We start from the raw sequence: 5,118 nt of genomic DNA on the forward strand, positions 1-5,118 counted from the left end.
ACTCTTAGCCCCTCCACAGTGAAAGATCGCCCGGGTCGAAGTGATGTTCTGACAGAAAACTCACAGGAAAAATCATCGAACACACCTTCGATAAATCGCACTGAACCACTTGCGGTGCGCTAGAAGACGTGTTCTACTTGAGATTGCGCGATGGGAAGCGCGATGCGCGTAGAAGCCCTCCTCACTGCTTCTACGCGCATCACCCATTTTTAGGGACGGAAAGCCCCGTTCAGGCAGTTCTCAGCTGGCGCGGCATAGGATCGCGCCATGGAACTTCTGCAGCTGAACTCCGGTACCGCTATCCCCCAGCTCGGACTGGGAACCTCCAAGTCAGGCGAGCCCGACCGCGCCGTCGCCTCAGGACTCGAGGTGGGATACCGCCATATCGACACCGCCCAGATGTACCAGAACGAGACTGCTGTCGGTGAAGGGATCCGCGCCTCCGGCGTTCCCCGGGACGAGATCTTCCTGACCACCAAACTGCATAACCCCCATCATGCCCCTGAAGACGTCCACCGGACATTCGAAGAGTCGCTGCAGCGCCTCGGCGTCGACTACGTCGACCTGTTCCTGATCCACTGGCCGATGCCGTTCGATAAGACCGATTACGTAGACACCTGGCGCACCATGATCGAGCTGCGTGACTCCGGTAGGGCCCGCGCCATCGGTGTGTCGAACTTCGTTCAGGACCACCTGGACCGCATCATCGAAGCTACCGGTGTCACCCCTGCGGTGAACCAGATTGAAGTCCACCCGACCTTCGCCAATAACGAGCTGCGGCAGTACTGCCGGGAGCGCGGCATCGTCGTGACAGCGTGGAGCCCGCTGGGCAAGGGAGATGAACTCGACCTCCCTGCCGTCCGCGAGATCGCAGAACGTCACGACCGGACACCTGCGCAGGTGATCCTGCGGTGGCATCTCCAGCGCGGTGACGTAGTGATTCCCAAGTCAGATAACCCTGAGCGACAGCGTTCCAACTTCGATGTCTTCAGCTTCGAGCTTTCCCCCAACGATATGGATGCTCTCGACGCCCTGGACCGCGGCGAGGATGGCCGCCGGAGCCCGCACCCGAATGATTTCGGCAAGGAATAACCGGGCGCCGAGGAAGCAAAAACGACAAGACGGTGAGTGCCCCCCACCTGCGCTCTTTACACGGTGATGATGCTGCCGATGTGCTGAGCGCCTTTGCTGCGGACCCAGAGATGTCCCGGCAGGGCGATGTCACAGACCTGGAGTCGGCCGAGGCAGGGAGAAGTTCGAGGTCGGCGGGGAACGAGTAAACGTGCTCACCTACGGCCGACTGCGAAGTGACCCGCCCGCCGTCGTCGGGCATCTACCCCTGAGATGTCAGCAGAAAGTGACCTGCAGTTAAGGACCTGTCGCGCTAACCGCGGTAGCGTCCGGGCCGGTGATTCAGGGCCAGGACCACGTTGAGCACCACAGCACCCACCGCGGAGATGAGCACATTCATCGGAGCCACCACAGTCAGGGCGATGAGAATCACGATCACATCAAGGCTCATCTGCACGTAGCCGGCGCGCATATTGAACTGCTCCTGCGCGATGAGCGCCAGAATATTGAACCCACCCAGCGACGAGCCATGACGGAACACTGCCAGCAACGAAACCCCCAGCAGCAGGTTCCCAGCGATGACCCCATAGATCTGGTCCATCTCCGGAAGCGGAATCCAGTGCTGGTTGAGTTCAGTGAACAACGAGACCAGTGCCACTGACACCAGCGTCTTCACCGTGAACCTCCAGCCCTTGCGCCAGAGCGCCAGAGCGAAGAAGGGCACGTTGACCAGGAAGAACAGCCAGCCGAAGGTCAGCGGAGTGGCATATGTCAGCAGCAGAGCCACACCTGCTGTGCCGCCAGTGACCGCCTCGGCCTGCTCGAGCATGTACAGACCAAGCGCTGCGAGGAACGTTCCGGTGAGGACACCGAAGACATCCTCAGGGACACTATGCGGAAGGGTCGGGTCAGTGGCCATCGGCCGCGGGTCATGCTTCTGAGTCACCCGGATACTCTAGACCGCTCATATGACAGTCCTGTGACAGAGCCCCAATCGTGCACCACGGTTCGCGCACTGCATAGAGCTACAGTCTGCTGCGTTCAGCTTCCCTACGCGTAGTCTTAAAGGGTGACCATCAGTGTCTTCGACCTCTTCAGCGTCGGTGTGGGGCCTTCTTCATCCCACACCGTAGGGCCTATGCGCGCTGCCCGGCGCTTTGTCCAGGAGCTGCTGGTGCAGCCCGAGAGCGGTGCTGTCGTTGAAGACGTCGCTGCTGTGCAGGTGGAGCTTTTCGGGTCACTTTCAGCCACCGGAGCCGGACACGGCACCTTCACTGCCATCCTGCTTGGGCTCGAAGGGTGGGCTGCTGAAGAGATCCTGCCTGAGCAGGTTGATGAGCGCATCGCGGCCATGGAAGCCACCGGCATCGTTCAGCTCGGCGCCCAGCTTGGTCACCGCAATGACATCACCCTTCGGGTAGCGGACTTCATCCAGCGTCCGCTGACCCATTTGGAACGGCACTCCAATGCCATGACTCTTCGTGCCGTGGACGCGCAGGACAAACTGCTGGCCGAGGAGACCTACTACTCAGTGGGCGGAGGTTTCGTCGTCGCTGATTCGCAGAATTCCAGCACCGAACTCTCAGCCGACGACACACAGGTCCCCTACCCGTTCCGCACCTCTGCAGAGCTGATGGCCCACTGCCGCGACGCCGGCCTCTCCGTCTCCGAGGTGATGCTGGCCAATGAGCGTGCCCGCCGCAGCGAGGACGAGATACTCGACGGCATCTGGCACCTCTGGGAGGTGATGGAGGACTGCAAGAATTCCGCACTCCAGCGCGAAGGCCCCCTTCCGGGCGGGCTCAAAGTGCGCAGGCGCGCCCCTGATTGGCATGCCAAGCTCTGGCGTGAGGATCCTGACCGCAGTTATGCCTATTGGCAGGAGTGGGTGAATCTGGTGGCCCTGGCGGTCAATGAGGAGAACGCCTCCGGCGGAAGAGTCGTCACCGCACCCACCAACGGTGCCGCAGGTATCATTCCAGCCGTCGGGTTCTATGCCACCCACTACGGGCCAGGCTCCACTTTCGCCAAACCCGAGGATAAGCGCCGCATTGTCACCACCTACCTGCTCACCGCGGCAGCAATCGGTGTGCTGTATAAGGAGCAGGCCTCCATCTCAGGAGCAGAGGTCGGCTGCCAGGGTGAAGTCGGTTCCGCCTCTTCCATGGCCGCAGCTGGGCTCTGCGAGATCCTGGGCGGCACGCCCCAGCAGGTGGAGAATGCCGCCGAGATCGCCATGGAGCACAACCTCGGGCTGACCTGCGATCCCATCAGCGGACTAGTGCAGGTGCCCTGTATCGAGCGCAACGCGATTGCCGCGACCAAGGCCATCAATGCCGCGCGAATGGCGCTGATGGGTGATGGCGAGCACCGCGTCACACTGGATGACGTCATCAACACCATGCGCGAAACCGGCAAGGACATGTCTCATAAGTACAAAGAGACGGCCTTGGGTGGTCTTGCGGTCAACGTTGTGGAGTGCTGAACGCGCGACGCCGTCACGTCATGTCGCTGTCACATACTGTGAGGCAGAATGTTGCCTATGACAACTAGTTTCGCGGCTGCTGCCACCCCCAGAGAACTCGCCGACGCCTATGTTCATCGCCTTGCCGAGCTGGATCCCTCCGTATCCACGGGACTCGGGCTCAATCCGCAGGACGACCGGATGCCGGACCACTCCCCCGCCGCGGCGGAGGCACAGGATGAGCTGATGCGCGCCGTGCTGGCCCGCCTCGATGAGCTTCAGGCCCAAGCCGGGGTCTTCGAGGAGATCGAAGCGCGGTGTGCGGTGCTGCTGCGCGACCGGCTCGGCGTCCAGTTAGAAGCCCACGAGGCAGGTGAGCACCTGCGCCCGCTGCGCAATATCGCCTCCCCCGTCCACGGTGCCCGTTCGATCTTCCTGATGATGCCTGCCGCCACCGCGCAGGATTGGTCCGTGATCGCCCGTCGGATGGCGAAGTTCCCGGGCTGCTATGACTCGCTGATCCAAGCGCTGGACGAGGGGCGTCGTCGTGGGCTGTATGCCGCACCGCTGCAGGTGGAAACTATCATCGGGCAGCTGGACGAGTGGATCGCCTCAGAGACCACCTGGTTCCACGAGTTTGTGAGCAAAGGCCCAGAGAGCCTGGCCACCGATTTAAAGGACGCAGCCGACGGCGCCGCAGCTGCTGTGCGCACCATGCGCAACTACCTCTCAGAGACCTACCTGCCGGAGGCCGCAGGAACCCCCGATGCCGCCGGCCGTGAACGATACCTGCTCAACGCGCGGCGCTGGATGGGAGCCAGCATCGACCCAGAAGAGGTCTATGCCTGGGGCTGGGAGGAGTACAAGCGGCTTGCCACCCAGATGCGGGAGTTGGCAGAGCAGATCAAACCCGGGGCAACGCCGGTTGAAGCCATGCGCTGGTTGGATGAGTACGGACGGCGCGTGGAGGGGGTCGAGGAAGTCCGGCAGTGGCTGCAGGAGATGATGGACCGCAGCATTGAGGAACTCGACGGCACCCACTTCGACATCGCCGAACCCATCAAGACGGTTGAAGCGATGATCGCGCCCTCAGGCAGTGCTGCAGCACCCTACTATTCCCCTCCATCTGTGGACTTCTCGCGGCCGGGCCGTACCTGGCTGCCCACCCTCGGCCGAAGGGTCTTCCCGGTCTATGACCTGGTCAGCACCTGGTACCACGAGGGAGTGCCGGGACATCACCTGCAACTGGCGCAATGGGTGCACGTCAAGGACGATCTCTCGCTGTTCCAGACCACTATCGGTTCATCCTCCGGCGCCACCGAAGGGTGGGCCCTCTACGCCGAGCGCCTGATGGACGAGCTGGGGTATCTCGATGCTGAGGAGCGCATGGGCTACTTGGACTGCCAGATGATGCGCGCCGTCCGGGTGGTCATTGATCTAGGGATGCACCTTCAGCTGGAGGTCCCGCAGGACTCGCCCATCGGTGCCGGTGAGACCTGGACACCGGAGCTGGCTCTGGATTTCTTCGCCGCTCATTCGGGTCGGCCACGGGACTTCCTGGAGTCGGAGATCGTACGTTATCT

4 protein-coding genes are annotated in these 5,118 nt (G+C 62.1%); 3 read left to right on the top strand and 1 reads right to left on the bottom strand.

Annotated features, from left to right (window positions below):
- Positions 1 to 267 precede the first annotated feature (267 nt).
- Positions 268 to 1,092, top strand: coding sequence for an aldo/keto reductase (locus tag TX78_RS11280; RefSeq protein WP_044496342.1), 825 nt, complete (start codon positions 268 to 270; stop codon positions 1,090 to 1,092).
- 292 nt (positions 1,093 to 1,384) lie between these two features.
- On the opposite strand, the gene TX78_RS11285 is transcribed toward TX78_RS11280, so the two are convergent.
- On the bottom strand, positions 1,385 to 1,990 hold the full coding sequence (locus TX78_RS11285; protein WP_044496406.1) for a YitT family protein: 606 nt from the start codon (positions 1,988 to 1,990) through the stop codon (positions 1,385 to 1,387).
- A 150-nt stretch (positions 1,991 to 2,140) separates the two neighbouring features.
- Between TX78_RS11285 and TX78_RS11290 the strand changes: the two genes are divergently transcribed.
- On the top strand, positions 2,141 to 3,556 hold the full coding sequence (locus tag TX78_RS11290; protein ID WP_044496343.1) for an L-serine ammonia-lyase: 1,416 nt from the start codon (positions 2,141 to 2,143) through the stop codon (positions 3,554 to 3,556).
- 57 nt (positions 3,557 to 3,613) lie between these two features.
- Positions 3,614 to 5,118 (top strand): DUF885 domain-containing protein (locus TX78_RS11295; RefSeq protein WP_199765284.1); only part of this gene is annotated, 1,505 nt, incomplete at its 3' end.

Origin of the sequence: Nesterenkonia massiliensis (assembly GCF_000455245.1) — a bacterium.
In the GTDB taxonomy this organism is placed as follows: Bacteria; Actinomycetota; Actinomycetes; order Actinomycetales; family Micrococcaceae; genus Nesterenkonia; species Nesterenkonia rhizosphaerae.